The sequence below is a fragment of the Arthrobacter sp. Y3221159 genome, assembly GCF_059089885.1.
On record NZ_JBNHFC010000001.1, the window covers coordinates 223,533 to 247,822 of the forward strand.

25 protein-coding genes and 1 tRNA gene are annotated in these 24,290 nt (G+C 66.2%); 17 read left to right on the forward strand and 9 right to left on the reverse strand.

The window, feature by feature from the left end:
* Nucleotides 1-4: 4 nt before the first annotated feature.
* The 3 genes from AC5RT3_RS01035 to AC5RT3_RS01045 form a co-directional block, all read right to left on the reverse strand.
* Entirely contained in the window at nt 5-2,254 is a 2,250-nt protein-coding gene (locus AC5RT3_RS01035) for an RNA degradosome polyphosphate kinase (RefSeq protein ID WP_494051020.1), read from the reverse strand.
* A gap of 130 nt (nt 2,255-2,384) precedes the next feature.
* Nucleotides 2,385-3,356: a mycothiol synthase gene (gene mshD, locus AC5RT3_RS01040; RefSeq protein ID WP_494051019.1), complete on the reverse strand. Its 972-nt coding sequence runs from the start codon at nt 3,354-3,356 to the stop codon at nt 2,385-2,387.
* 33 nt (nt 3,357-3,389) lie between these two features.
* Entirely contained in the window at nt 3,390-4,088 is a 699-nt protein-coding gene (locus tag AC5RT3_RS01045) for a winged helix-turn-helix transcriptional regulator (RefSeq protein WP_494008955.1), read from the reverse strand.
* A gap of 334 nt (nt 4,089-4,422) precedes the next feature.
* On the opposite strand from AC5RT3_RS01045, the gene AC5RT3_RS01050 reads away from it, so the two are divergent.
* From AC5RT3_RS01050 to AC5RT3_RS01075, 6 genes are all read left to right on the forward strand, one after another.
* On the forward strand, nt 4,423-5,190 hold the full coding sequence (locus AC5RT3_RS01050; RefSeq protein ID WP_494123297.1) for a permease: 768 nt from the start codon (nt 4,423-4,425) through the stop codon (nt 5,188-5,190).
* A 172-nt stretch (nt 5,191-5,362) separates the two neighbouring features.
* Nucleotides 5,363-5,971 (forward strand): nitrobindin family protein, encoded by a 609-nt coding sequence (locus tag AC5RT3_RS01055; protein WP_494008953.1) that lies wholly within the window; start codon nt 5,363-5,365, stop codon nt 5,969-5,971.
* Nucleotides 5,972-5,987: 16 nt separating this feature from the next.
* Nucleotides 5,988-6,710, forward strand: coding sequence for a flavodoxin family protein (locus AC5RT3_RS01060; protein ID WP_494123298.1), 723 nt, complete (start codon nt 5,988-5,990; stop codon nt 6,708-6,710).
* Nucleotides 6,711-6,732: 22 nt separating this feature from the next.
* The gene (gene ygfZ, locus AC5RT3_RS01065; RefSeq protein ID WP_494051015.1) at nt 6,733-7,815 is read left to right on the forward strand and encodes a CAF17-like 4Fe-4S cluster assembly/insertion protein YgfZ; all 1,083 of its coding nucleotides are present in this window, start codon (nt 6,733-6,735) and stop codon (nt 7,813-7,815) included.
* Complete coding sequence (locus AC5RT3_RS01070; protein ID WP_494123299.1) at nt 7,815-8,219, forward strand: ankyrin repeat domain-containing protein; 405 nt, start codon at nt 7,815-7,817, stop codon at nt 8,217-8,219. Before ygfZ ends, AC5RT3_RS01070 begins: the two co-directional genes overlap by 1 nt.
* Before the next feature lie 43 nt (nt 8,220-8,262).
* Nucleotides 8,263-9,780: a DHA2 family efflux MFS transporter permease subunit gene (locus AC5RT3_RS01075; protein ID WP_494123300.1), complete on the forward strand. Its 1,518-nt coding sequence runs from the start codon at nt 8,263-8,265 to the stop codon at nt 9,778-9,780.
* Here the strand turns inward: AC5RT3_RS01075 and AC5RT3_RS01080 are convergent.
* The 5 genes from AC5RT3_RS01080 to AC5RT3_RS01100 form a co-directional block, all read right to left on the reverse strand.
* Entirely contained in the window at nt 9,742-10,458 is a 717-nt protein-coding gene (locus tag AC5RT3_RS01080) for a GNAT family N-acetyltransferase (RefSeq protein WP_494123301.1), read from the reverse strand. The genes AC5RT3_RS01075 and AC5RT3_RS01080 overlap by 39 nt on opposite strands.
* Before the next feature lie 45 nt (nt 10,459-10,503).
* Nucleotides 10,504-11,529 (reverse strand): ATP-dependent 6-phosphofructokinase, encoded by a 1,026-nt coding sequence (locus AC5RT3_RS01085; RefSeq protein ID WP_494123302.1) that lies wholly within the window; start codon nt 11,527-11,529, stop codon nt 10,504-10,506.
* A 162-nt stretch (nt 11,530-11,691) separates the two neighbouring features.
* Nucleotides 11,692-11,949, reverse strand: a complete 258-nt coding sequence (locus AC5RT3_RS01090) for a PspC domain-containing protein (RefSeq protein ID WP_009358328.1) — start codon at nt 11,947-11,949, stop codon at nt 11,692-11,694.
* Nucleotides 11,950-11,952: 3 nt separating this feature from the next.
* On the reverse strand, nt 11,953-12,249 hold the full coding sequence (locus AC5RT3_RS01095; protein WP_494051010.1) for a hypothetical protein: 297 nt from the start codon (nt 12,247-12,249) through the stop codon (nt 11,953-11,955).
* A gap of 1 nt (nt 12,250) precedes the next feature.
* Complete coding sequence (locus AC5RT3_RS01100; RefSeq protein ID WP_494123303.1) at nt 12,251-13,825, reverse strand: PspC domain-containing protein; 1,575 nt, start codon at nt 13,823-13,825, stop codon at nt 12,251-12,253.
* A gap of 125 nt (nt 13,826-13,950) precedes the next feature.
* Between AC5RT3_RS01100 and AC5RT3_RS01105 the strand changes: the two genes are divergently transcribed.
* Nucleotides 13,951-15,369: an ATP-binding protein gene (locus AC5RT3_RS01105; RefSeq protein ID WP_494123304.1), complete on the forward strand. Its 1,419-nt coding sequence runs from the start codon at nt 13,951-13,953 to the stop codon at nt 15,367-15,369.
* Entirely contained in the window at nt 15,366-16,046 is a 681-nt protein-coding gene (locus tag AC5RT3_RS01110; protein ID WP_494008942.1) for a LuxR C-terminal-related transcriptional regulator, read from the forward strand. The genes AC5RT3_RS01105 and AC5RT3_RS01110 overlap by 4 nt, the downstream gene beginning before the upstream one ends.
* Nucleotides 16,047-16,225: 179 nt before the next feature.
* On the opposite strand, the gene AC5RT3_RS01115 is transcribed toward AC5RT3_RS01110, so the two are convergent.
* Complete coding sequence (locus AC5RT3_RS01115) at nt 16,226-17,443, reverse strand: pyridoxal phosphate-dependent aminotransferase (RefSeq protein WP_494123305.1); 1,218 nt, start codon at nt 17,441-17,443, stop codon at nt 16,226-16,228.
* A 276-nt stretch (nt 17,444-17,719) separates the two neighbouring features.
* On the opposite strand from AC5RT3_RS01115, the gene AC5RT3_RS01120 reads away from it, so the two are divergent.
* The 9 genes from AC5RT3_RS01120 (at nt 17,720) to rplL (ending at nt 24,258) form a co-directional block, all read left to right on the forward strand.
* Nucleotides 17,720-17,792: transfer RNA gene (locus tag AC5RT3_RS01120), tRNA-Trp, on the forward strand.
* A gap of 83 nt (nt 17,793-17,875) precedes the next feature.
* A complete protein-coding gene (gene secE / locus AC5RT3_RS01125; RefSeq protein ID WP_494008940.1) occupies nt 17,876-18,160 on the forward strand; it encodes a preprotein translocase subunit SecE in 285 nt (94 codons plus the stop codon).
* Nucleotides 18,161-18,275: 115 nt separating this feature from the next.
* Entirely contained in the window at nt 18,276-19,079 is an 804-nt protein-coding gene (gene nusG, locus AC5RT3_RS01130; RefSeq protein ID WP_009358321.1) for a transcription termination/antitermination protein NusG, read from the forward strand.
* 128 nt (nt 19,080-19,207) lie between these two features.
* Entirely contained in the window at nt 19,208-19,639 is a 432-nt protein-coding gene (rplK, locus tag AC5RT3_RS01135; RefSeq protein WP_003803853.1) for a 50S ribosomal protein L11, read from the forward strand.
* 181 nt (nt 19,640-19,820) lie between these two features.
* Nucleotides 19,821-20,528, forward strand: coding sequence for a 50S ribosomal protein L1 (gene rplA, locus AC5RT3_RS01140; protein WP_009358320.1), 708 nt, complete (start codon nt 19,821-19,823; stop codon nt 20,526-20,528).
* Nucleotides 20,529-20,666: 138 nt separating this feature from the next.
* Nucleotides 20,667-21,764 (forward strand): GNAT family N-acetyltransferase, encoded by a 1,098-nt coding sequence (locus tag AC5RT3_RS01145; RefSeq protein ID WP_494051006.1) that lies wholly within the window; start codon nt 20,667-20,669, stop codon nt 21,762-21,764.
* 8 nt (nt 21,765-21,772) lie between these two features.
* Nucleotides 21,773-22,891 carry a GNAT family N-acetyltransferase gene (locus AC5RT3_RS01150; protein WP_494051005.1) on the forward strand — a complete coding sequence of 373 codons (1,119 nt, stop codon included), beginning with the start codon at nt 21,773-21,775 and terminating at the stop codon, nt 22,889-22,891.
* 329 nt (nt 22,892-23,220) lie between these two features.
* Complete coding sequence (gene rplJ, locus AC5RT3_RS01155; RefSeq protein ID WP_494008937.1) at nt 23,221-23,802, forward strand: 50S ribosomal protein L10; 582 nt, start codon at nt 23,221-23,223, stop codon at nt 23,800-23,802.
* Nucleotides 23,803-23,880: 78 nt separating this feature from the next.
* A complete protein-coding gene (gene rplL / locus AC5RT3_RS01160; RefSeq protein WP_009358316.1) occupies nt 23,881-24,258 on the forward strand; it encodes a 50S ribosomal protein L7/L12 in 378 nt (125 codons plus the stop codon).
* The last annotated feature ends 32 nt before the right edge of the window (nt 24,259-24,290 follow it).

The window sequence follows — 24,290 nt, forward strand, 5'->3', positions numbered from 1 at the left end:
GCCCTTACCGCCGGCTCAGGCTGCGCTGCCGGGGGCGCGAGGCGAGCAGCCAGGACTGCACGTCCTCAAGCGGCCTGCCGTCCTCGGCCAGATGGTGCCGGGACCAGTCGCCCTCGTTGTCCAGGTGCCAGCTGGCGGTTTCGGGTGCCATGTACCGCTTGAGCAGGTCCAGGACGTAGTTGATGTCGTCGGCGCTTGCCAGCTGGACCAGGGCCTCCACGCGGCGGTCCAGGTTGCGGTGCATCATGTCCGCGGAGCCGATGTACACCACGGGGTCACCGCCGTTGGCGAACGCGAAGACCCGGGAGTGCTCAAGGAACCTGCCCAGGATGGAGCGGACGGTGATGTTTTCGCTCAGGCCCGGTACACCCGGCCGGAGGGAGCAGATGCCGCGGACCACCACGTCCACCTTCACACCGGCCTGGGAAGCCCGGTACAGGGAATCGATGATTGCTTCATCCACCATGGAGTTCACCTTGATCTGCACCCGGCCGGGTACCCCGGCACGGGCATTGCGGATTTCGGTTTCGATCCGGTCGATCAGCCCTGACCGCACCGAGCGCGGCGCAACGAGCAGGCGTTTGAAGGTGGACTTCGGGGCGTAGCCGGAGAGCTGGTTGAACAGCTTGGACAGGTCCTCGCCCACCTGGTCGTTGGCCGTCAGAAGGCCAAGGTCCTCGTAGTACCGCGCGGTACGCGGGTGGTAATTGCCGGTGCCGATGTGGCAGTACCGGCGCAGCCCGTCCACTTCCTGCCGGACCACCAGCGACAGTTTGCAGTGCGTCTTCAGGCCCACAATTCCGTAGACCACGTGCACGCCGGCCTGCTCGAGCTTGCGCGCCCAGGAAATGTTGGCCTGCTCGTCGAAGCGGGCTTTGATCTCCACGAGCGCCAGGACCTGCTTGCCGGCTTCGGCGGCGTCGATCAGGGCGTCCACGATGGGGGAGTCGCCCGACGTTCGGTACAGCGTCTGCTTGATGGCCTGGACCTTGGGGTCCGCAGCTGCCTGCTCCAGGAACGCCTGGACGGAGGTGGAGAACGAGTCGTACGGGTGGTGCAGCAGGATGTCGCGGCGGCGCATGGCCGCGAAGACGTTTGCGGCCTTGGAGGTCTCGGACTCGTTCAGGTACCGGGAAGTGTGCGGGACGTGCTTGGGGTAGTGGAGATCGGCACGGTCAATGCCGGCAATGACGGACAGGCCGCGGAGGTCCAGCGGAGCCGGCACCGAGTACACCTCGGATTCCTCCACCCCCAGTTCGCGGATCAGCAGCGCACGGATGTTGGGGTTGATGTCATTGGTGACTTCCAGCCGCACGGGAGGACCGAAGCGGCGGCGCAGCAGTTCCTTCTCCAGCGCCTGCAGGAGGTTTTCGGCGTCGTCTTCCTCCACCTCCACGTCCTCGTTGCGGGTGACCCGGAAGGTGTGGTGTTCCAGGACCTCCATGCCGGGGAAGAGCTTGTCCAGGTGGACGGCGATGACTTCTTCGAGGGCGATGAACCGTGCCACCCGGCCTGCCACTGCGCCGGCGCGGGGACCGTCGATGGAGATCAGGCGCGGCAGCTGGTCCGGCACCTTGACACGGGCGAACAGTTCCTTGTCGCTGACCGGGTTCCGCACCACCACGGCCAGGTTCAGGGAAAGCCCGGAAATATACGGGAACGGGTGGGCCGGGTCCACCGCCAGCGGCGTGAGGATGGGGAAGACCTTCTCGGCGAACATTGCGCTCAGCTGCTGCTTGGCGGCGTCGTCCAGTTCGTCCCAGTGCATCAGGTGGATGTGCTCATAGGCCAGGGCCGGGCGGATCTGGTCTGCGTACACCTGCGCGTGCCGCTGCTGCAGCCGGTGTGCTTCCTCACTGATCCTTTCCAGAACCTCCACGGGGCTCAGTCCAGCAGGGGAGGGGACGGCCAGGCCCGTGGCGATGCGGCGCTTCAGGCCCGCCACACGGACCATGAAGAACTCGTCCAGGTTGGACGCGAAAATCGACAGGAAGCTGACGCGTTCCAGGAGGTGCAGGGAGGGATCTTCGGCAAGTTCCAGGACCCTGGAGTTGAAGGCGAGCCAGCTCAGTTCACGGTCCAGGAAGCGGTCGGGGCGGATGTCACCCTCGGGCTGCAGGTTCGGCGCAAATTCCGGAATGTCAATGCGGTCCTGGGTGGCGCGGGAAGCCGGTACTTCGGAGGAACCGAAGCGGGCGCGTACAGGAACCGCAACATCCTGGGACGTGGCTGTTCCGGAAGGTTCCGGGTTCATGGCATCTCCTTTACCTGGCGCTTGGTGCTGGTGCTTCCGGCCCGCGCGGTCTTGTTTCAACCTTACAAGCATTCATTGCCGCGAAACCCTCGATTTCCGGGTACTCCGGCGCACATGTCAGTCGACTGGACTAACCGGCCGCCACCGGCCCGTACATCACATCCATGTCCCAGCGGGTGAACCCCAGGCGGCGGTACAGGGAAACGGCGGGTGCATTCTCCGCGTCGGTGTACAGCATCACGGCGTGCAGCCCCTGCTCCTGGAGGTGCCGGATCCCCGCGACGGTGAGCGCCTTGCCCAGCCCCATGCCCTGTGCCTCGGGCGCCACGCCCACCACATAGACTTCGCCGATGGCAGGGTGCGGGCCGTGCTGCGGGTGCACCTTGGTCCAGTGGAAGCCCAGCAGCCGCCCGCCGGCATCCTCGGCCAGGAGGAAACCCGCGGGGTCGAACCAGTCCTCGGCCATGCGTGCCTCAAGGTCCGCCCGCGTGAGGTTGCCCTGCTCCGGATGGTCTGCGAAGGCCGCCCTGTTCACCTCCAGCCATGCCTCCTCATCCTGACCGGGCACAAAGGCACGGAGCGTTACCCCCTCCGGGAAGCCGGCGTCGGGAAGGTCAGCGCCCGCCGTCGTCATCCGCATCTTCCACAGTTCACGCACGGGCGTGTAACCGTACCGGGCGGCGAGATCCGCGGCGGCCTCGTGGTTGCCGTGGGACCAGGCCTTCAACCCGTCCAGCCCCCGGGTTTCGACCAGGGCGCCCACCAGGCGGTCGGCCACGCCCTGGTTGCGGTAGGAGGGGTGGACGGCGATCTCCAGGATTCCGCTGCCGTCCGCTTCCTCGACCACGACGGCGAAGCCCGCCAGATCCTGCCCCGTGGCGGGATCCGAGTCCTCATCAGGGGCGTACAGCGCCAAGGTCAGCAGCGAGTGTCCTGTGGAATCGCCGGCGCGCATGGTCACCAGGGTCTGTTCCGAGATGGACGGATTGCCGTCGGACTCTTCGGCCGCGGCAAGCAGGTCGCGGCAGTCTTTCAGGAGCTGCTGGTCAACGCCGCCTCGGACAACATGGACGGGCCACTTCTCAGGATGCGCAGGAGTCATGAAGCAAGGCTATACGGGTTGGAGGCCCACCACTCAGGCCTCGGTGAGCTCGTCTTCCTGCTGCCGCACCAGGGTGAGGCGGTACCCCACGTTGCGGACGGTGCTGATCAGGTTCTCATGGTCGGCGCCCAGCTTGGCGCGCAGGCGCCGGACATGGACGTCCACGGTGCGGGTGCCGCCGTAGTAGTCGTAGCCCCACACCTCGGTGAGGAGCTGCTGGCGGGTGAATACCCGGCCGGGGTGCTGGGCGAGGTATTTCAGGAGTTCGAATTCCTTGAAGGTCAGGTTCAGCGGAGCACCGTTTACGCGGGCGGTATAGCTGGCTTCGTCGATGACCACGCCGGCGGCGCGGATTTCGCTTGGCGCGTCTTCCTGTTCAGGTACGGCCCGGGCCACCGACAGTCGGATCCGCGCTTCCACCTCGGCGGGGCCGGCCGAATCGAGGACGATATCGTCCACAGCCCAGGCAGAGGAAACGGCCGCCATGCCGCCTTCAGTGAGGATCAGCACCAGCGGGGCGCTGAGGCCGGTGGCCTTCAGGAGCTGGGTGAGCGAGCGGGCGCCCACCAGGTCCTTCCGCGCGTCCAGCAGGACGATGTCGCAAGGGTCTGTTTCGAGCAGGGCCGTGGGCTCGGCGGGGAGGATATGGACCCGGTGGTTCAGCAATTCAAGGGCAGGCAGGATGTCGACCGAAGTGCCGGTGCTGTTCGTCAGTAACAGGATGTGCGACATTGTTCCTCCAAGGGCCGTCCGCGCATCATTGAGCGACTGAACCGGATTTCCACCGGCGGGTACTGGCTCCCGTAAGGGTTTCCGGCCGGCGTGGAAAGCTGCCGGCCAGCCACCCCGGCAGGGCGCTTAGCTGAACCTTGAGTATACCCGGCACCCTCTGCGGTACCAGAGCTTCACGCGCTGCAACGGGACGTTTTGCGACATATCCCGTTCATATAAGGCAGGATTGAGCCAGGGCCGGATGCCCTGCCAGGAAGGGGCTCTGCCCCAGGTCGACGCCAGGATGGGATTGCAGCGCAGTGAGTGCAGACGCTAAGCAGAGGCAGGGTCCCGCATGACGGCGGATCTGCAGGCACCCGTTCGTTCACTCGGCTCCTGGACCATCGGCCTCGTGGGAATCGCAGGTCTCGCGGCCATCATCGCCGGTGTCTACACCACCAGGGAAGCCCTGGTGGTCGTGGCGGTCCTGATCGCCGCCACGGTGGGCGTCGGCTGGCCCCACTTCCTGCGGATTCCGGCCAAGAAGACGCTCGCAGCAGTCATTGCCCTGCCCGGCGCAGCTTCCGCAATCGCCGCTGCGGTGGTGCCCGCACCCGGTTTCCTCGACTGGACGCCCGGATTCATTGCCTTGGGAATGATGGCAGTCTTCGTGGTGCAGCTCATCCGGGGAACCGGCCAGGCGCAGCGGCTTGAGTCCACGCTCGGCTGCTGCGTGGGCGTCCTGCTGTCCTGCCTTGGCTCAGGATGGGTTGCCGGAGCCAGGTTCAACGGTGTGCGCGAGATGCTCCTGGTCGCGGCCATCAGTGCCGCAGTGGCATTGATCACAGGACTCATCCGGTGGCCCGACAGTGTGGTGGCGCCGCTGGGCATGGTCCTGGCCGGGCTTGCCGGGCCGCTCGCGGGCCTGGTGCTCTCCGACATAGAAGTCCTTCCCGCCGCCATTTTCGGCGTCGTGGTAGGTGCCGTGCTGGCCAGTTTCCGCCGGATGGCCACCCTCCGCGGTGCCCCGCTGAACGTTCCTGCGGCGCTCAGCATGGGGCTGGCGCCCGTCTCCGCGGTGGGTTCCCTTGCCTACTTCATAGACAAACTACTCATCTACTAACGCGTTAGGATGGCATCATGTCCGTACTTGCTTTTGAAATCTTCTTCCTTGTCCTGCTCGGCATCGCCAGCCTCGCCATGGCCTGGTTTGCCGGCTTTGTGGTCTACCGCCTCTTCAAAGGCCAGAAGTAGACAGAACTTTCCGGAGCTAGCTGTATCTCGAGGTAATTGCCGTGCCCATTGAGATTCCTACGGATCTGACCCCTGAACTCGTTCCCCTTTCCTGGCTCATCGGCGAGTGGGAAGGCCGCGGCCGGCTCGGCAGCGGGGACGAGGACTCGGAGCATTTCCTGCAGCACGTTTCCTTCACCCACAACGGCCTGCCGTACCTTCAGTACCGTGCGGAAAGCTGGCTGACCGACGACGAAGGCACCCGCCTGCGGCCGCTCACCGTCGAGACCGGCTTCTGGGCGCTGGAGCGCAAGCAGTTGGACGCCGATGGCGGGCCGGGCCTGATCCCGGCGGACATCGTGCCTGCCTTGAAGAGTGCCGATGAGGTGGAGGCCCTGCGCAACAGCGAGGGCGGCTTCGACATCTCGGTGTCCATTTCCCATCCCGGCGGCATCTCGGAGCTGTACTACGGGCAGATCAAGGGCCCCCAGATCCAGCTCACCACCGACATGGTGATGCGGGGCAGCCATTCCAAGGACTACAGCGCCGCTACCCGCATCTTCGGGCTGGTGGACGGCAACCTGCTGTGGCGCTGGGACGTGGCAACCGGGGGAGAAGGCGGCAAGGGCCTGGAAGCCCACGCCTCGGCCTTCCTGAAACGGGTTTCGTAACCAAAGGAGCGCTGCCGTGGGAACAGTCGAAAGCCTGAAGGACTACAGCGACCTGAAGGCCGTCTTCTTCAACGGCACGCTCAAGAAATCCCCGCAAACGTCCAACACCGACGGCCTGATTAACATCAGCCGGCGGATCATGGAAAAGCAGGGTGTCAGCACCCGGGTGATCCGCACGGTGGACCACGATATTGCCAGCGGCGTCTACCCGGACATGAGGCAGTACGGCTGGCAGGCGGATGAGTGGCCCGAGCTCTACCCCGCGGTCCATGCGGCGGACATCGTGATAGTGGCCGGTCCCATCTGGCTTGGCGACAACTCCTCACAGACCAAGAAGCTCATTGAACGCCTGTACGCCCATTCCGGCGAACTCAACAGCAAGGGCCAGTGGGCGTTCTACCCGAAGGTGGGCGGCTGCCTGATTACCGGCAACGAGGACGGGATCAAGCACTGCTCCATGAACATCCTCTACAGCCTGCAGCACATCGGTTTCAGCATCCCGCCGCAGGCCGACGCCGGGTGGATCGGACCCGTGGGGCCCGGCCCAAGCTACCTGGACAAGGGTTCGGGCGGCCCCGAAAGCGACTTCACCAACCGGAACACGACGTTCATGACCTGGAACCTCCTGCACCTGGCCCGGATCCTCAAGGACGCCGGCGGCCTGCCCGCCTACGGCAACCTCCCGCAGGAATGGTCCGCCGGGACCCGGTTCGATTTCGAAAACCCGGAATATCGCTAGCCTCCAAGGACTTCTACTTCATATGACTATTCCCAGCCCACTGTTGTCGCGCCCTGGCGCCGTTGAGGCGGCCGGCGCGGACGCCGGCGTCGCGGCCCACTACGGCGAGCCCCTGCGCGAACAGCGCGCCCTGGCCGCCGGAACCGCCGTCGTCGACCTCTCCCACCGCGGCGTAGTGACCGTCACCGGTCCGGACCGGCTGAACTGGCTCAACACCCTCTCCTCGCAGCAGGTCACCGGCCTGACGCCGGGCGAGTCCAGCGAGTTGCTGCTCCTGAGCGTGCAGGGGCGGATTGAGTTTGATGCGCGGGTGGTTGACGACGGCGGGACCACCTGGCTGATTGTCGAGGGCGCCGAGGCAGCCCCGCTGGCGGAGTTCCTCAACAGGATGAAGTTCATGCTGCGGGTTGAAGTGGCGGACGTCTCCACCGGGTGGGCTGTTGTGGGCAGCACCAGGGCGGTCCCGGAATGGTCCGGCCTGCTCGCCTGGCAGGACCCGTGGCCGCAGGTCAGCGCCGGCGGCTTCTCCTATGCCACGGTTGCCGAGATCGACCATCCTGGACTGGAGCGTCCCTGGTTTGAATACCTTGTCCCCGCGGCAGCCCTGGAGGAGACGCTCGCCGGGCGCCCCCTCGCCGGTACCCTCGCAGCCGAGGCCCTGCGCGTGGCCGCCTGGCGGCCCCGGATCGGTGCCGAGACGGATGACAAGACCATCCCGCACGAACTTGACCTCCTCCGCACCGCAGTGCACCTGGCCAAGGGCTGCTACAAGGGGCAGGAGACCATTGCCCGCGTCCACAACCTGGGACATCCGCCGCGGCGCCTCGTGTTCCTGCAGCTGGACGGATCGCAGCACACCCTGCCCGCCGCCGGCAGCCCCGTCCTGGTGGGTGACCGGAAGGTGGGGACGGTGACCTCGGTGGCCCAGCACTACGAAATGGGCCCGGTTGCGCTGGCGGTCATAAAACGTTCGGTGGCCCCGGATGAGATACTGACGGTTCTGGACGGGGACGAGCCATACCCCGCCAGCCAAGAACTCATCGTCGCCCCCGACGCCGGCCAGGTGGTGGGGCGCCAGACCGGATTCCTCAGGGGGCCACGCTGATGACTGACAACGCCGCACCAACCGCCGGGACCGACGACGACGCCGTCGCCCTGGCCCACACCCTCTTCGAGGCGGCCAGGGAGGGCAACACCGACCTGTTGCGCGCCTACCTTGAGGCAGGCGCACCGGCCAACCTGACCAACTCCGCCGGGGACTCCCTCCTGATGCTGGCCGCCTACCACGGCCATGCGGATGCGGTGCGGCTGGTCCTCCAGCACGGCGCAGACGCCAACACGCCCAATGACCGCGGGCAGACACCGCTGGCGGGGGCGGCATTCAAGGGCTACCCCGAAGTAGCCCGTGTGCTGCTGGACGCCGGCGCGGATCCTGACACCGGTTCCCCTTCGGCCCGCGCCGCGGCACAGATGTTCGCGCGCCAAGAGATCCTCGACCTCCTCGGCTAGCCGTTTCCGGGTCTGCCCGGCCAACACCCTGAAAGATGACCGAGTGGAAAACGTAGCAAAGCCCTGGCCTGCCCTGTGGTCCCTGGTGATCGGGTTCTTCATGATCCTGATCGACAGCACCATCGTCTCCGTGGCAAACCCCGTGATCATGGAGGGCCTGGGCGCGGATATCAACTCGGTGATCTGGGTGACCAGCGCCTACCTGCTGGCGTACGCGGTGCCGCTGCTGATCACCGGCAGGCTCGGCGACCGGTTCGGACCCAAAAAGCTCTACCTTCTGGGCCTGGTGGTGTTCACCCTTGCCTCGCTGTGGTGCGGACTGGCCGGGAACGTGGAGACGCTCATCGCCGCACGCGTGCTGCAGGGCCTGGGTGCGGCCATCATGACGCCCCAGACCATGGCCGTGATCACCCGGATCTTCCCGCCCGACCGGCGCGGGGCGGCCATGTCGGTCTGGGGAGCCACCGCCGGGATGGCCACCCTTGTGGGACCTATCCTGGGCGGCGTCCTGGTGGACGGGCTGGGCTGGCAGTGGATCTTCTTCATCAACCTGCCCATCGGCGTCGTGGGCTTCATCCTGGCGCTGCGGAACGTTCCCGCCCTCAGCACCCACCAGCATCGGTTCGACATCCCGGGCGTGGTGCTCAGCGCCGTCGGACTCTTCCTCCTGGTCTTCGGCATCCAGGAGGGCGAGACGTACAACTGGGGCACCATCGCCGGACCCGTCAGCGTGTGGAGCCTGATCATCGCCGGCCTGGTTGTGCTGACGGGCTTTGTGGTGTGGCAGCGGTACAACAAGGGCGAGCCGCTGCTGCCGCTGGGGCTGTTCCACGACCGGAACTTCTCGCTCGCCAACCTGGGGATCACCATGGTGGGGTTCACCGTCACGGCATTCATGCTGCCGCTGATCTTCTACTACCAGATGGTCCGCGGCCTGACGCCCACGCAGTCAGCCCTGCTGATGGTGCCCATGGCCCTCATCTCGGGCGGGCTGGCACCGGTGGTGGGGAAGGTTGTGGACCAGATCAACCCCAAGTACCTGGCCGCGGCCGGCCTGACCCTGATGGCCGTTGCCTTGGCCTGGAACGCGCTCCTGATGCAGCCCGGAACGCCCATCCTGCTCTTCCTGCTGCCCAGCGCCGTCCTGGGGTTCGCGAACGCCGGCATCTGGGCGCCGCTCAGCACCACTGCAACCCGTAACCTTCCGCCGCGCCAGGCCGGGGCTGGCTCAGGTGTCTACAACACCACCCGGCAGTTCGGGGCGGTGCTGGGCAGTGCAGCCATCGCCGTGCTGATCCAGGCACGGCTCGCGGCTGAACTGCCCGCTGGGGGACCGGCCGGCACGGCCGGCGAAGGGATGGCCCTCAGCGGCACCCTGCCGGAAGCCCTCCACAGCGGATTCTCGACGGCGATGGGCCAGTCCATCCTGCTGCCCGCCGCGGTGGTCCTGGCCGGCGCTGCGGTTGCGCTGTTCTTCGCGAAACCCCAGCCGGTCCAGGGCTGGGGCATGGCAGCGCCCGCGTCAGCCAAGGTGGACGCTGGTCTGGATTCCGCCGGCTGAAAGGCCAAGTTTCCGGGCAAGCGCCAGCGCTCCGGTGTTGCTGACGTCCGTCCGCCACTGCAGCGTCAGCCCGGCTGCCAGTGCTTCATGGGCCGCGATGGAAGCGGCCAGCGTCCCGAGCCCCTGGCGGCGCCATTCCGGGTCCACCAGGACACCCAGGTGCGCCAGCAGGCCCTCCCACTCCGTGTAGGCCCCGCAGGCAAGGGGGATTCGCCGTCCCTCAACCTCGTGGACGAGGGTGTAGCGGTTTTCCAGGTCCGAGAGGCCAACCTCGTTGACGTCGTCCGGCGGGCACCGGCCCTCCAGTTCGATGGCCTCGGGGTTGCCGTGCGAAACGGTCATCTCCCCGGCCGGCTGCTTGAGCGGCAGGTCGTCGGCGAAGAATAGGGCTGCGGCGCCCAGGCCGTGCCCGCCGTGGGAGCGGGTCAGGGTCAGGAGGGTTACGTGCTGCGCCATCTCCTCGTCCGGGATGCCCGCCGCGGCGTCAATAACCCACTGCGGCGCCACCAGGGCGGAACTGCCGAAGAGGCGGAGGAACTCCACGGTCCGGGCCGATTCGTCAGCCCGGACCACGCGTTGGCCGGAAGCGAGGGCTTCCCCGAAGGCGTCGTCGTCCAACCCGAGGCGTCGTGCCCACGCAAGCTGGATGATGGCAGCGGAACCGGGGTCAAGTGTCATGTTCCCAGCCTAGGGCGGCCAGACCGCTCAACCGGGCAGGACAGCTCAGCCGAAGAGGACGGCGGCTTCGTCGTAGCGGCGCTGGGGGACGGTCTTGAGCTGGCCCAGGGCATCCTGGAAGCCGACGTGCTCGATGTCCGTTCCCTTCAGGGCCACCATCGTGCCCCAGTAACCTTCCACGACTGAGTCGATGGCGGCCATGCCGAGGCGGGTGGCAAGGACCCGGTCGAAGGCGGAGGGGACGCCGCCTCGCTGGATGTGGCCCAGGATGGTGGCGCGGGTTTCGATGCCGGTGCGGGCTTCAAGCTCCGGGGCCAGCTGGTCGGCGATCCCGCCCAGGCGGGGACGGCCGAAGGTGTCCAGGCCGCGTTCGGAGTGCGGGGTTTCCATGTGCTCCGGAACGAAGCCTTCGGCCACCACCACCAGGGGTGCGCGTCCGCGGGCGTGGGCTTCGTTCACCCACTCGGTGATCTGTTCGATGCTGACCTTCTGCTCCGGGATGAGGATGGCGTGGGCGCCTGCGGCCATGCCGGCGTGCAGCGCGATCCAGCCCACGTGCCGGCCCATGACTTCGGCGATCATGCAGCGGTGGTGGGATTCGCCGGTGGTGCGGAGCCGGTCGATGGCTTCGGTGGCGATTTGCACGGCGGTGTCGAAACCGAAGGTGTAGTCGGTGGCGTCGAGGTCGTTGTCCACCGTCTTGGGGACGCCGACGATCTTGAGGCCGGCGTCGGTGAGGCGCTTGGCGGCGGCGAGGGTTCCCTCACCGCCGATGGCGATGATGGCGTCGATGCCCAGCCGGTCCATGTGGGCCTTGATGACCTCGGGGCCGCCGCCGTTGTCGAACGGGTTGGTGCGGGAGGTGCCGAGGATGGTGCCGCCCTGCTTGGCGATGCCACGGACCATGGTGCGGGGGATGTCGATGATGTCGCCCTCCACCACGCCGCGCCAGCCGTCGAGGAATCCGACGAACTCGTGGCCGTGGATGGCGATGCCTTTCAGTACGGCGCCGCGGATCACCGCGTTCAATCCGGGGCAGTCGCCACCGCTGGTGAGGATTCCAATTTTCATGTTTGGCTCAAATCCTGGGAGAGGGTTTACAGGCAGAGCGCCACGCTGAGCTCATCTAGAAGTGTAGTGGGAGGTGTGGGGTACGACACAAACTGGTTACAAAGCGCCCGTCCGCCGGCAACACAACAGCCCCTGCCCGATGGGGGCAGGGGCTGCAGTGAGTCAGGGACGGTTCAGTGAGCGCCGGTCCAGGAAGGTCTGGAGCGGGATCACGTTGCGCTGGTCCGGAAGGACCGCCCACGCCAGGAGGTAGAAGACGACGGCGGGTCCTGGCAACAGGCAAAACACCAGGAAGGCGATCCGGACGTAGGCCACATCCACGTTCAGCTTTGCCGCGATGCCACCCAGGACCCCGCCGAGCCAACGCTGCGGGCCGCGTTTCAGGCCGAGGCCCCTGACGATGCTGAAAAACTTGTCCATGGTTCAAGACTTCCCTGTTGTTGGTTCGTTGTCACGTTTGCGGGCCGACAGCAGGCCGCCCACCACCAGCGCGGCGCCGGCTCCGATCATAAGGCCGATCAGGACGTAGGTGCCGTTGAGGGTCACGATGCCCAGCTGCGCAACGATGATCAGGGCCGCCAGGGCCAGGACAATGAGTCCCCACACCACCGTGCCCACCCGGGCCGGTGCCGTTCCTGCATCGGTGCTTGCCGCCGTCGGGACATCCGTGGAGTAGGAGCCAGGGGTCCGGGGCTCGGGGGCCTGGTTGCTGTTGCTCATTTCAGTTGCCTTCCTCGATGGTGACGTTGCTGAACGTGCCGTCGATCTGGACCACCAGGCGGCTGCCGGGCTCGTCTGTGTTGTAGCTGCTTTCGCGGGTGGTGGTGCCGCCGCGCTGTCCGGTCGCCTCATTGAGGTTTCCCATGGTCATGTCCGCTTTGATGTCCACGGGCACGTTGTCCGGGATGACCACAGTCACGTTGCTGGCGGTGATGTCCAGCGGGATGACGACGTCGGACGTAAGCGGTGCGTCGTCGGCCAGGTTGGTGAGGTCCACGGTTCCCCGTCCGGCCGTGACGTCGTACCCGTCCCGGGCCTCCGCGATGGTTGCCGGGCTCCAGTTGACCTGCTGGAACCGGACCCGGTCGCCGTCGCCCACCACGTTGTACACACCACCTGTGACCAGCGCGATGACGGCGAAGAGGCTCAGGACCCCTGCCGTCCTGCCGCGGATGCCGGCCAGCAGGATGCCCAGGCCCAGGACAGCGGCTGCACTTGCCCAGACGATCGCGTTGGCCGAATCGCCCAGGTCGATCACGTTAGTGACGTCCAGGGCCTTGAGGCCGCCGCCCACCAGCAGTGCCGCGCCGGTTGCGATGGCGACTGCCGGGGCGCCGGGACCCGCGGGCCGGGGCTTCGGCGGCCGCGGAGGGGTGGGGGTGCCGTAAGCCGGTGTACCGGTGCCGCCGCCATAGGTGCCGTCCCCGTAGGAACCGGTGCCCGAGCCGCCGCCGTAGGACGGCATGGAACCTGACCCGGGGGCGCTGCCGTAGGTTGTTCCGGCGGCGGAGAAGGTGGAGGTGGCGGCAGTTCCGGGGTACCCGGCGTCGTACGTGCCGCTGTAGGGATCCGGCTGCTGTCCGGCCATCGCCGGCCTTGCCCCCTTGTTGCGCTGGGACAAGTAGTAGACCAGGTAGATCGCGCCGCCCACCCAGAAGACGGTCCAGAGGAAGCCGCCGAAGCCGTTATGGCTCCAGCCCCAGAATCCGCCACCCAGGCCCGTCAGACCCATGATCGTGGCGATCAGGGCGCCGGTCATACCGGTGGTCCAGCGGCCCGCCCCGGCTTCCTGGACGTGGATCCGCCCGTCCGGTTCGGGGAGGAATGCCCACGCCAGGCCGTAGAGCAGCACGCCGATGCCGGCGAAGAGCGTGAGGACGATGAAGACGCCGCGGATGATCAGCGGATCCACGCCCAGCCGGTTGGCGATGCCGCTGGAGACACCGCCCACCCAGCGGTCGGTGCCCCGGTGGATGCCATGGCTCCGGACCCAGGTGAAGAAGTCCGTGGACTGGGAGGGGAGGGTGGAAGCGTACTGCGGGCCGGGAAGCGCGCCGGACGCGGCCGCATGGCTGCCGGAAGGATTGTTGGCTCCGGGCTGGTAGCCGGAACTGTTCCGGCCGTCGCCGGTCCCGGCGTCGTTCCTGTCCGCGTCCTGCGGGGCGGAAGGGCCCGCGGACGGGCCCGGAGTTGATGGCACGGAGGACGGCAGGGGCTCGGTGGGCCGCTGGCTGCCGGGACCCGGAAGGGGCTCGGTGGGCTGGCCGTCGTCGGGGGAGGGGGTCTGCGAGTTCATACCTAAATCCTCGCGTTTGGGCTGGTCGGCGCTCTACTGGGGGATACCCTGAACCGTCCCTGAGTCACCCCCGGTTGCCGCCGGAATCCGGTCCGGGGAACCCTGATCCGTGCTTGGATTGATCCATGACGATCCTTCCGGCACGGCCACCCCTGGCGCGCAGCAGCGACCGCGTGATCGCCGGGGTGTGTTCGGGCCTGGCGGTCCATCTGGGCTGGCCGGTGAAGAACGTCCGGGTTGCCATGGCGCTCGCCACCCTCGCTGGCGGCGCCGGACTGGTCTTCTACGCCTGGCTGTGGATCATGGTTCCCACCGCAGACGAGGCCGCCCGGCGCAATGCCCGCCGCCCGGCGTCGCCCATTGCGCCCGCGGTGAGCCAGCCGGCAGGTTCCCCGGCCGGGATGCCGGCTCCTGGTCCTGACCTTTCCGCCCGGGGGATCGGCGCCGGACTGGCGGCAGCGCCGGGCGCTGCTGCCGCCAGGGCTGCAACTCGGTTCGACGACGGTGGCCGCGGCAGCGGGGCCTCCGGCCCCGTCCAGCCCCCGCCCTGGTTCCGCTTCGGCACGATGAAGTACGGCAAGGAAATCCTGCTGGGCTCCGGCCTGCTGCTGGTGGCCGGCATCATGATCGCGCAGCTGCTGGGGGTGGACGTTCCGCTCGGAACGCTGATCCCGGCAGCGGCGGTCCTGGGGGGCGCCTCTATTGCGTGGATTCAGCTGGATGAGACAAGGCGGGCCGGCCTAATGGACAAGACGAAGGCCGACCAGGCCGGCGGCTGGGCGCGCCTGGCCGCCGGACTTGCCCTGGTGGTGGCAGGGGTGCTGGTGATGGTCTCCGGCTCCGGTTCCTGGGAGCAGACCTGGCTTGCGCTGTTGGCCTCGGTGGCTGTGCTGGGCGGCGTGGTGCTGGTCCTGCTGCCGTGGGCGCTCAAGTTCTGGCGGGACCTGGAGGCCGAGCGGGCCGGCAGGATCCGTGAAATGGAACGGGCGGAGATTGCTGCGCACCTCCATGATTCCGTCCTGCAGACGCTGGCCCTCATCCAGCGCCGGGCCGGCAACGAGCACGACGTCGTCCGGCTGGCCCGTGCGCAGGAGCGTGAACTTCGCGGCTGGCTGTTCCAGGACCCCGGCCGGGAAGCGGGGCAGTTGTCGGACCGGATCAAGGCAGTCGCCGCGGAAGTGGAGGACCTGCTGGGCAACGCCGTCGAGGTTGTCACCGTGGGGGACACCTCGGTGACGGAGGCGCACGAAGCCCTGGTCCAGGCCAGCCGTGAGGCGATGCTCAACGCCTCCCGGCACGGCGGCGGCACGGTATCCGTCTACCTCGAGGCCTCCGACGGGCAGGCGGAGGTCTTCATCAAGGACCGTGGCCCGGGCTTTGAACTCTCGGATGTTCCCGAGGACCGGCTGGGTGTGCGGGAATCGATCATCGGCAGGATGAAACGGCACGGCGGCACCGCGACCATCCTCAGCACCGGCACCGGCACGGAAGTGCGTTTGCGGCTGCAGGCGGCAGGCGCGGACAACTCGGAAGGAAACTCATGAACACCAGCCAGGGGGCGGCCTCCCGTCCGGCGAACTCCGTCCGCGTGGTCATCGTGGACGACCACGCGATCTTCCGGTCCGGGCTGAAGGCTGACCTTGACGCCAGCATCCAGGTGGTGGGCGAAGCAGCCACCGTGGAGCAGGCTATTGCTGTGATCGCGGAGCAGCGCCCGGACGTGGTGCTGCTGGATGTGCACCTGCCCGGCGGGCTGGGCGGCGGCGGACGCGAGGTGATCGCCGGTTCCGCCCCGCTGCTGGGTTCCACCCGGTTCCTGGCCCTCAGCGTCTCCGACGCCGCCGAGGACGTGGTGGCCGTGATCCGCGCCGGCGCCCGCGGGTACGTCACCAAGACCATTTCCGGCGCCGAGATTACTGATGCGGTGTTCCGCGTGGCCGGCGGCGACGCTGTGTTCTCGCCCCGGCTGGCGGGGTTTGTGCTGGACGCGTTCGGCACCGCCCCGGCCGAGATCGCCGACGACGAACTGGACAAGCTCTCGGCCCGGGAACTGGAAGTCATGCGCCTGATTGCCCGCGGCTACAGCTACAAGGAAGTGGCCAAGGAGCTGTTCATCAGCATCAAAACGGTGGAAACCCATGTCTCGGCGGTGCTGCGGAAGCTGCAGCTTTCCAGCCGGCATGAGCTCACCAAATGGGCCGCCGAACGCCGCCTCCTCTAACCGTGACGCCCTCTCACTTATGGCAGCGAAATCCCCAACGCCCGCTCATATCCCGCGGTCATTTTCCCGACGCCTGCTCACATCCGGCGGCTAAAACCAAAACGCCCGCTCACTTCCCCAAAGAAAGCGAGCGGGCGTTGGGATTTAAGCCGCCATAAGTGAGCGGGCGTCGGGGGAGGCTACTGGGCTTTGCCTAGGAAGTCCTGCAGGCGCTGCACGCCGGTAGCCAGGTCCTCGTCACCCAGGGCGTAGGACAGGCGCAGGTACCCGGAGGGCCCGAAGGCCTCGCCGGGCACCACGGCCACCTCCACCTCATCCAGGATCAGCGAAGCCAGTTCTGCGGAGGTCTGCGGCGTGGCGGTGCCGGATGCCGTCGGGAACTCCTTGCCCAGCAGTGCACGCACGTCCGCGTAGACGTAGAAGGCACCCTTCGGCGTCGGGCATTCCACGCCCGCGATCGCATTCAGGCCGGCGACGATGGCCTTCCGGCGGCGGTCAAACGCGACCTTCATCTCGTCCACGGCGGTCAGCGGCCCGGAGACTGCGGCGAGGGCCGCGACCTGCGGAATGTTGGACACGTTGGAGGTGGCGTGCGACTGCAGGTTGGTGGCTGCCTTGATGACGTCGGCCGGGCCGATCATCCAGCCCACGCGCCAGCCGGTCATGGCGTAGGTCTTGGCCACACCGTTGAGGATGACAACCTTGTCGCCCAGCTCGGGAGCGGCGGTGGCGATGGAGGTGAAGGGGACACCGTCGTACGTCAGGTGCTCGTAGATCTCGTCGGTGACGACCCAGAGGCCCTTCGCGGCGGCCCACTTGCCGATCTCAGCCACCTGTTCGGGGGAGTAGACCGAGCCAGTGGGGTTCGACGGCGAGACGAACAGCAGGATCTTGGTCCGGTCCGTCACGGCGGCTTCGAGCTGCTCAACGGTCACCAGGTAGTCCTGCTCCGGGCCGGCAAAAACCTCCACCGGAACGCCGCCGGCCAGCCGGATGGCCTCCGGGTAGGTGGTCCAGAAGGGGGTGGGGACAATGACCTCGTCACCCGGATCCACCAAGGTGGCGAACGTGTTGTAGACCGCCTGCTTGCCGCCGTTGGTGACCAGCACCTGGGACGGGTCGACGGCGTAGCCCGAGTCGCGGAGCGTCTTCTCGGCAATGGCCTTCTTCAGTTCGGGCAGCCCGCCGGCAGGGGAGTAACGGTGGTACTTCGGCTGGGTTGCGGCGTCGATGGCTGCCTGCACGATGTAATCCGGGGTGGGGAAGTCGGGTTCGCCTGCCCCGAAGCCAATCACCGGCCGGCCAGCTGCCTTGAGCGCCTTCGCCTTGGCATCAACGGCAAGGGTTGCGGATTCGGCAATAGCGGAAATGCGCTGGGAAACGCGGGCGGCAGACATGGCAGGTCCGTTCTTCGCTTGCAGCCGTGAGGCTGGAATGTGGGATTCGACGAGTTCTACTCTATGCTGTTCACCGGACCCTTCGGGTGGCCCGTTTTGAATTGTGACTGCCCCGGCAGCCGATCCCAGGACGCGGCGCTGATGGGCCGGAACGGGCTGGTTTTACGAACGTGCAGATGTTGCGTAGACTGGTTCACCGGTGTTGAAAACACGGATGATGGCGTGCGCCCCAGTTCAAGCTGGCGGATCGTCGTCGGAGGGTGAAATTCACTCCATAGGGTAGTGGCGCAATTGGTAGCGCAGCGGTCTCCAAAACCGCAGGTTGCAGGTTCGAGTCCTGTCTGCCCTGCGCAAGCTGCCCCGGGGCAAAATCCCGGGGCAAGCGCAGCAACCATGGTTCTGTTCAGGGCCGGGTAATCCAGCATTGCAAAGATGAGCGAGGACCAGGTGACCGAAACAGCTGCCAGCAGCTCCAAGGGCCGCCCAGCTAAGAAGGACGCCAAGGCAAACTTCTTCGCCCGCATTGCGCTCTTCGTCCGCCAGATCATCGGCGAACTGAAGAAGGTTGTTGCACCGACCCGCAAGGAACTGATCAATTACACGCTCGTGGTGCTGGTGTTCGTGGCCATCATGATGGTCATCGTCAGCCTGCTGGATATCGGGTTCGGATCCGCTATGGGCTGGCTCTTCGGCGGTACCGGCTCCACGGACAGCTAAGGCTGCAGGGTCCGCAGGCCGCGTGTTCTATTCCGGATAACCGGAAGGAAACAGCGGCGTGCGGAATTGAGCCATTTAAATAGGCATGTTAGGCAATGAGGAAGCAGGAGACCAAGTGTCTGAGCAGGAGCTCGGGGTAACCGAGACTGAGCTGGAAGAGTCCGCGGACATCACGGCAGAAGCCGGTGACGAGTCTGAGGTTGAGTCCGCCGCGCCCGAATCCGACGCCGCCGGCTCCGACGTTGCCGAGACCGAAGGCGGGGAGGGCGACGACGAGCCCGCCGACGCCCTCGCTGCTGCCGCCGCCACCGCGGCCGCCGACCCGGCCGAGGAGTTCAAGGCCAAGCTGCGCCGCCAGGAAGGTGACTGGTACGTCATCCACTCCTACGCCGGCTACGAAAACCGCGTGAAGGCCAACCTCGAGACCCGCATCCAGACCCTGGACATGGAAGATTACATCTTCGAGATCCAGGTGCCCATGGAAGAAGTCGTTGAGATCAAGAACGCCCAGCGCAAGATCATCAACCGCGTCCGCATCCCCGGCTACGTCCTGGTCCGCATGGACCTGACCGATGCCTCCTGGGGCGCCGTCCGCCACACCCCCGGCGTTACCGGCTTCGTGGGCAACGCCCACAACCCCGTGCCGCTGCGCCTGGACGAGGTCTTCTCCATGCTGGCCCCGGTCTTCGAGGAAGAGCAGGCCGAAAAGGGCAAGCCGGTCAACAAGCAGAACCAGGCTCCCGTGGCTGTCGACTTCGAAGTCGGCGAGTCGGTCATCGTCAAGGAAGGCCCGTTCGAGACCCTTCCGGCCACCATCTCCGAGATCAAGCCCGAGTCCCAGACCCTCGTGGTGCTGGTCTCCATCTTCGAGCGCGAAACGCCGGTCACCCTGGCGTTCAACCAGGTCACCAAGATCTGACCACCCAAGAATTCGTCCCGGCGCTGCCCGCTTAGCGGCACCGGAACGGCCGGCCGCCTTGCCATGGCGGCCAAAAACCTGAGGCACGCTCCTGTGCCCCAGGACGTTATTGAGAGAAGGACCCTACATTGGCTCCCAAGAAGAAGGTCACCGGCCTCATCAAGCTGCAGATCCAGGCAGGTGCCGCTAACCCGGCCCCGCCGATCGGTCCTGCGCTTGGCCAGCACGGTGTCAACATCATGGAATTCTGCAAGGCGTACAACGCTGCGACGGAAGCCCAGCGCGGAAACGTCATCCCCGTGGAGATCACGGTCTACGAAGACCGTTCCTTCACGTTCATCACCAAGACCCCGCCGGCTGCAGAGCTCATCAAGAAGGCTGCAGGCGTTGCCAAGGGTTCCGCCACCCCGCACACCGTCAAGGTTGCAAAGCTGACCCAGGCCCAGGTCAACGAGATCGCCTCCACCAAGATGGAAGACCTCAACGCCACCAGCCTCGAGGGTGCAGCAAAGATCATCGCCGGCACCGCCCGCTCCATGGGCATCACGGTCGAGGGCTAATAGCCCATCCAGCCATCCGGGATCGGGCACTTGACGACGACGGACGGCGCCGCCGGGAAACCGGCACCATCAAAAAACTGAAATGTCGGGCATCCGGTCCGAATAACGAGACCGGACCACCGACTGTGGCAGGGCCCAGCGCGGTCCGCAGACCACAACTGCACAAGGAGAAACAAGCAGCATGGCAAAGCGCAGCAAAGCATATGAGGCAGCAGCCGCCAAGATCGACGCGGAGAAGTTCTACGCGCCGTTCGAGGCAGTAACGCTCGCCAAGGACACCAACCCGTCCAAGTTCGACGCCACGGTTGAGGTTGCCTTCCGCCTCGGCGTGGACCCCCGCAAGGCTGACCAGATGGTCCGCGGCACGGTCAACCTGCCCCACGGCACCGGCAAGACCGCCCGCGTCCTGGTGTTCGCCACGGGCGACAAGGCTGAGGCAGCAATCGCCGCCGGTGCCGACTTCGTTGGTTCCGACGACCTGATCGAGAAGATCGCCGCCGGCTGGACCGACTTCGATGCCGCCGTCGCCACCCCTGACCTCATGGGCAAGGTTGGCCGCCTCGGTAAGGTCCTGGGTCCGCGTAACCTGATGCCGAACCCGAAGACGGGCACCGTGACCCCGGACGTCACCAAGGCCGTCAACGACATCAAGGGTGGCAAGATCGACTTCCGCGTCGACAAGCACTCCAACCTGCACTTCATCATTGGCAAGGTCTCGTTCGACGCCGTCAAGCTGGCCGAGAACTACGCCGCAGCCCTGGAAGAGGTGCTTCGCCTGAAGCCGTCCGCTGCCAAGGGCCGCTACATCCAGAAGGCAACGGTCGCCACCACCTTCGGTCCCGGCATCTCCGTCGACCCCAACGTCACCAAGGTGCTCATCGAGGCCTAGCCTTACAAGCATTCCCGTGCCAGTCCGGCACACAGGAAGGGACCGTCCGGCAGCAGCCGGGCGGTCCCTTCCGCATTAAGCCGCACCTTTCCCTTACACCGCCCTCGACAGCCGGCCAGGGCTGGCTAGGCTATGGTCATGACGCAGCCGAATGGCCTGGTGATAACCGCCGTCGCGATGCCCGGGTCCCTGGCCGCGGCGCAGGATGCCCGGGACTTCCTCGACTGCCAGGCAATGCGGCAGGCGCACGAACTGGAGACCTGGGGGAACCTTGACCGCGGGTACACCCTGGCCGAGGAACTGGAGCATTGGCGCGGCACTCCCTATGAGGCCCGCCAGCTCTTCGTGGGCCGGATCGGCGGGGAAACCGTGGGCATGTGCTCGGTGACGCTGCCACTGCGGGAGAACCTCTGGACGGCGGGCATCAACGTCCTGGTATCACCCGGGCACCGGCGGCGCGGACTGGGCCGCCGGCTCCTGCAGTTTGCCGAGGACGTGGCGCAGCAGCACAGCCGTACCTCGCTGGATGGCTATTTCGAACTGCCGGCACAGGCGGTGGAAGGCGCCGGACCGCTGCTGCCCGCAAAGTCCGGGGCGGGCGGGCTGCCGGCAGGGGAGCCTTCCACCGCCTTCGCGGCAGCCGGCGGCTACGAGCTCGAACAGGTGGAGACGTCCAGCCGCCTTGGCCTGCCCGTGCCGTCTGATCGGCTGGCCGTACTGGAAGCAGCGGCGTCTGCCCATGCCGGGGACTACGCGCTGATGGGCTGGGCCGATGCCTGCCCCGAAGAGCTGGTGGACAACTACGCCATCCTGAATGCCCGGATGAGCACTGATGTACCCACGGCAGGCCTGGATTGGGAAGGCGAAATCTGGGATGCGGCCCGGGTCCGCCGCGACGAGGAAACCCTTGCCCGCAGCGGAATGCAGTCCGTGGTGTCAGCGGCGATGCACCGGCCCTCGGGCCAACTGGTCGCGTATACGGTTCTGAACTGGCGCCCTGAAGTTCCGGCTACCGTGCTCCAGCAGGACACCCTTGTGTCCGCCGAACACCGGGGGCACCGCCTGGGGATGCTGATCAAGATCAGGAACCTGCGCATGGCCCAAGCCAGATGGCCCGCGGCGCGCTCGGTGCTGACATGGAACGCCAGCGAAAACCAGCATATGCTGGCGATCAATATCGCGCTTGGATTCACACCTGCAGGCTATGAGGGTGAGTGGCAGAAACGGCTGGGATGATGCCCAATATGGCAAAAGACGTGAAGATCGAGCAGCTCTGGATCCCCGACTCGCTGGACTCTCCGGACGCGGCGGACTTCCTGGCTGCCGTCGAGGTGGGGCGCAAGGTAAGGATGCAGACCTGGGGGAGCGACGACCTCGCCTATGGGCCGTTGGAGAAGCTCCTCGAGTTTGAGGACCCGTATGAGCGCCAGCTCATCCTGGTGGCAAAAGTCGACGGCGAAATCGTGGGTACCGTGGATATCGCCCTTCCCATGACGGACCACCTGGACCTTGCGGAGTTCACCCTGGACATCCTGCCCGAGTTCCAGCGCCAGGGCGTGGGCCGCCGCCTGCTCGAAGCCGCCGAACATCTGGCGCGGGCGGAGGGGCGCACCATGATCCTGGTGGACACCAACCATCCGGGTGCTTCCCTGCACGAGTTTGAGAAGGCGCAGCTGGTCCCGGGTTCGGGGCTGGGGTTCGTTCCGCTGGAGAGCCGTGAAGTGGAGTTCGCCCAGAAGACGGGCTACACGCTGCAGCACATCGAGCAGTTCAGTTCGTGTTCACTCCCGCTGGATTCGAAGCTCGTGGCCGACCTTCAGGCAGAGGCCGATGAGGCAAACAACGGCCGGTACCGGCTGCACCACTGGACCGACCGCTGCCCGGACCGGTGGCTGGAAGCTGTCGCCGTCCTTGAGAACCAGGCGGGCGCGGACGTCGACCCCTCACTGGACGTGCCGGTGGAGCAGGACATGGTGTTCGACGGCGGCATCCTCCGGGAAGCCGAGGACGTTGCCATCGCGCAGGGCCGGCGGACGGTGGTCACCGCCGTCGAGCACCTCGCCACCGGTTCGCTGGTGGGGCTGACCACCATCACGGTGCTGGCGCACCGCACGGACGTGGTGTTCCAGGACGACACACTGGTGCTGCAGGAACACCGGGGCAACAAGCTGGGGCTGCTGATCAAGGTGGCCAACATGGAACGGCTTACAGAACAGTTTCCCGATGCCCGCGTGATCTACACCTGGAACGCCCCGGAAAACCGGTACCTGCTGACCGTCAACCAGCAGCTGGGCTTCCGCACCGCCGGGGTGACAGGCATCTGGCAGAAGGAGCTCCCCAAGCTGCACACCCGGAACAGCTAGGGATCCGCCACACCGGGCCTGCGGGAGGGCCCGGGGCACGATTTGGTGGTCCGCCATGCCCTCCCGTAGACTGGGATGACCAAAGACCGTCGGTTATTGGAAATCCACTCTCCCGGACATGACGCAACTCTGCTGTCCTGCGCGGGAGGTGCCGTGGTTTTCCTTACGAAGGACCCTGAACATAGGGCGGCCGGCGCAGGTGAACGAAGCAAAGCTCCATGGAGAACCGTGTCGAGCCAAGCCCCGTGCATCTGCGCGGGGCGTTTTTAGTTTTAGCTCACCTGAGCGGGGACCGTCGAATACCCGGCACTATCCCCGGAAGGAGGGTTATGGCAACGCCTACCAAGGTTTCAGCAGTAGCTGAGATCACTAACGATTTCAAGGAATCGAACGCCGCTGTCCTGACCGAATACCGCGGGCTCACCGTTGCACAGCTCAAGCAGCTGCGTGTTTCTCTCGGCCAGGACACCAAGTTCGCGGTCGTCAAGAACACCCTGACCGCCATTGCAGCCAAGGAAGCCGGCGTCGAAGCATTCGACGGCCAGCTTGCCGGCCCCACTGCAATCGCGTTCATCAAGGGTGACGCAGTTGCCGCTGCCAAGAGCCTGACGGATTTTGCCAAGGCCAACAAGCAGCTGATCATCAAGACCGGCTACTTCGAGGGCAAGGCTCTGAACGCCAGCGAGGTTGCCGAACTGGCAGCGCTCGAGTCCCGCGAGCTGCAGCTCGCCAAGGTTGCAGGCGTCCTCAAGGCTCCCGCCGCCGCAGCTGCACGCATCATTGACGCACTGCGCCTCAAGCTTGAAGAAGAGAACGGTGCTCCGGCTGCTGCCGAGGCGCCCGCCGCTGAAGAAGCTCCCGCCGCCGAAGCCGAAGCACCTGCTGAGGCTCCCGCAGCCGAAGAGAACTAATTCTCTTTACCCCACAAGACTCAGGTGCACGGCCGGGCGATGAGCCTGCCGGACACCACAACAGGAAGGACGCCTACCATGGCGAAGCTCAGCAACGAAGAGCTCATTGAAGCTTTCAAGGAACTGACCATCATCGAGCTCTCCGAGTTCGTCAAGCTCTTCGAAGAGACCTTCGAAGTTACCGCTGCTGCTGTTGCAGTTGCTGGCCCCGCTGCCGGCGGCGCCGCAGAAGAGGCTGAAGAGAAGACCGACTTCGACGTCATCCTCGAAGCTGCTGGCGACAAGAAGATCGCAGTCATCAAGGAAGTTCGCGCCATCACCTCCCTCGGCCTCAAGGAAGCCAAGGACCTGGTTGACGGTGCCCCCAAGGCTGTCCTCGAAGGTGCCAACAAGGAGGCCGCCGAGAAGGCCAAGGAGCAGCTCGAGGCTGCAGGCGCCACCGTTACCCTCAAGTAACAGCGCATACTCCTGGAAAACCCCGTCCACTC